Origin of the sequence: Cupriavidus sp. L7L (genome assembly GCF_004353535.1) — a bacterium.
GTDB classification, from domain to species: domain Bacteria; phylum Pseudomonadota; class Gammaproteobacteria; order Burkholderiales; family Burkholderiaceae; genus Cupriavidus; species Cupriavidus oxalaticus_A.
Genome location: NZ_SMNY01000199.1, coordinates 1 through 2,738, shown reverse-complemented (window position 1 = coordinate 2,738; position 2,738 = coordinate 1). Strand labels below are relative to the sequence as shown.

Annotated in this window: 3 protein-coding genes; 1 reads left to right on the top strand and 2 read right to left on the bottom strand. The window is 58.2% G+C overall.

Features of this window, described 5'->3' with window-relative positions; translation table 11 throughout:
* On the bottom strand, positions 1–762 hold a 762-nt coding region (locus E1J61_RS37140), incomplete at its 3' end, for a hypothetical protein (RefSeq protein ID WP_133098693.1).
* A gap of 240 nt (positions 763–1,002) precedes the next feature.
* Between E1J61_RS37140 and E1J61_RS37135 the strand changes: the two genes are divergently transcribed.
* Positions 1,003–2,058: a DNA-binding protein gene (locus E1J61_RS37135; RefSeq protein ID WP_165971647.1), complete on the top strand. Its 1,056-nt coding sequence runs from the start codon at positions 1,003–1,005 to the stop codon at positions 2,056–2,058.
* 2 nt (positions 2,059–2,060) lie between these two features.
* Here the strand turns inward: E1J61_RS37135 and E1J61_RS37130 are convergent, their stop codons facing one another.
* Positions 2,061–2,606, bottom strand: coding sequence for a hypothetical protein (locus tag E1J61_RS37130; protein ID WP_133098691.1), 546 nt, complete (start codon positions 2,604–2,606; stop codon positions 2,061–2,063).
* Between the last annotated feature and the right edge of the window lie 132 nt (positions 2,607–2,738).

Genomic DNA, 2,738 nt, shown 5'->3' with positions numbered 1-2,738 from the left:
CTGTTGCTTCGACAGGCGATTGTAGAAGGTGTCGAGGGATGCAACCACGTCATTGACGGTGGTTCGGGAGAAGGCTCGCCCCAGCACCGCGGTTTTGGTGATCTTCTTCTGTCCGCCGATCTTTTCGACCATGGCGCGGAGGATCTCAAGGGCTCGCTTCACGCCGTACTTCTGGATGGCTGCTACAGCGGCATCCGTGCCGACCTTTTCCGCTGCCAGCAGGCCCTGCAGTTCCAAAGGGGATTCGGCGAGCACGATCATCTGTTGGACGTGAGTGTCCGACTTGCCGTTACGCTCGCAGATCCGCTGAATCGACCATCCGCAGCGCCGCAGGCGCAGGTAGATGTGCCCGAGTTCCAGCCCGTTAAAGCCCCGACCCTGATTGGACGTGAGCATGTGGGCAATGCGTTCGTCCTCCGAGCCGCGAAACTGCCGAGCGTCAAGGTACAGCTGGTCATGGCCTTCGTCCATAAGCTCGATGGCGGCGGTCGTGCGGCACTCGCCGTCGACCAGAAAGATCTCGCCGTCATCGACTTCAACGTCAATCGGTGGGAAAGCCGCTGTGCCAGCAGTCCGCATGGAGACCTTCATGGCGTCGATGTGGGCACGCAGGCCGCTGTTCTTGATCCGGCCATTGTGTCCTGGCCGAACCTTCACGATGCGCGGATCGAGCTTGAAGATCGTCTGCTTGCTGACGCCGTCCATCAGCTTGCTCTCTGCCATCGCCTTCAAGGAAGGCAGCGGCTTATTCGTGTTGGTCATCTGATTCTCCCGTGAAAACGGCCAGCAGGCCGAGCGCATGTACAGCGGAAGCTGCATGGGCAGTATAACTTACGTATCGTTACTACGCTATCATAAATGGACATAAGTAGCACTATGTCAAAAACGATGATGGTTGCGTAACATTCATAACGTACTACGCCATATAATTACGACATAGCCAACATGTTCCGCGAGTGTCGTATTCGCAACCTTCAGACCCTCATCACTGGGATATCAGCCATGAACCCTGTCGATTCCACACAGCTCTCCAACCTGGTCCTGCGCATCAAAGAGCGCTTCCCAGGTCGCGCCGGCTACCGCGACCAGATTCGGGAGCTGGCAAGGGACCTATTTTTCACATTCGGCCAGCGGCCAAGCGCCCAGCGGGTCGTCAGCTTGCTGGCGGATAACGGGCGGTCGCCGAGCATGAGCACGGCTCAGGAAGAGATCAACGGCTTCTGGGAGAACCTGCGAAAGACGGCCCGAATCCAGATCCAGCGCCCAGACGTCCCTGAATTCCTCCTGGACCATTTCGGCCAGGTGGCTTCTGACGTGTGGCAAAGCGCGGTAGCGCAGTCCGAGGCGACCACGAAGGAGGTGCGGGACGAAGCAGTACTCCAGGTGCTGGCCATCACCGAGCAACGAGATCGGGTACAGGCCCAATGCGACGAGCTGGCGGCACACAACACAACGCTTTCAGGTGAGCTTGAGTTGCTTCAGCAAAAGGTTGCTGAGCTGCATCAGTCAGTTGCAGCTGAGAGAGTTGGCCGGGTTGCAGCTGAGGCGCACGCTGCGGAGTGGAGGGCCGAGTTCGAGAACACACAGCAGCTGCGACGGCAGGAGGCCGAGCTAGCGGCGCAAGCGCTCAATGGAGTCCAGCAACAGGTAGAGCAGCTCATGAGCGAACAGCGCCGCCTATTGGCGACGGCAGATGACTTCAAGCAAGCCGCACTCCGGGACAGGGTAGCGCGTGAAGGAGCAGAAAAGCGGGTGGCAGAGGCGCTAGGCCGCTGTGACAGCATCCTCGCTGCGAAGGAGGCCGCCGAAGGACATCGCAATCGCCTGCTAGGCCAGGCCGAGCAACTACAGGAGGATCTCGCCCAGGCGCGAGCCCAGCGCGACGCAGCGCTGCAGTCTTCCGCTGTTGAGATTGCCGCAATTCGTACGCAGCTAGACGTTGCCAAGGCAAACTTGGCGAGTAAGACCCACGCGTTGCGGAGACAGGTCACGTCTCGTCGCCGAGCTGTCAAACGAGCCTGGCACTACCGACGTCGTCGCAGGCCCGAGGGAGAATGAAATCAGCCGCGATTTCGCAGCGAGTTGACGTGCTGGTCAGCAGCCTTGTCGTCATGGACCTTTCGGTCGATGAACGCCTCACGCACGAAATGCTCAAACTGCTTTTGAACGTCCTCAAGCGTCAGGTCGCTTAGAGCCTTGGAATCGTGCACGCTACCACTCCTGTAGCAGCTATACCTCATGAAGCGAACTGCATCGCCGTGTGACTCGATCTGCAGAGAATGGGTGTTCATATCACCTGAGAAGCCAGGTCCGAACTTGCTGCGATCTTCAATGGCTTCGGCCCTCTTCGCGACGAAGGAGATCGATGCCATCGCGCGATCATCAACAATGTCGCGGTAATAGCGGCATGCAAAGCCTTCTTGCTTCATAGATGCTACTTGCTCCTCCATGTAGCGGTAAACACCGACCTCCTCAAACTCCTTACGAGTACGGAGGACGCGTTGCTGGGCATTCTGAACCGCGCGCTCTGCAGCATCCTTCTTTGCGCGGGCTTCCTCTGCCTGCAGGTTCTGATATTCGTCGGAAATAGATTTGAAATCGCTCATGGTGTTGAGAGTTAGTGCAAGGGTCGAGTTTTGTTACATACGTAGCCTGGTCGACTTCGGAAGCGTCTCGAAGGCGCTGTAGTCGTCGGGAATTGCAACCCCACTCTCCGCGCGCAGCCTTTCCTTGGCACT

What these genes read in the sequence shown, in the direction of transcription:
- E1J61_RS37135 (WP_165971647.1), top strand. Translation starts at nt 1,003, where the DNA reads ATGAACCCTGTCGATTCCACACAGCTCTCCAACCTGGTCCTGCGCATC.
- E1J61_RS37130 (WP_133098691.1), bottom strand. Translation starts at nt 2,606, where the DNA reads ATGAGCGATTTCAAATCTATTTCCGACGAATATCAGAACCTGCAGGCA.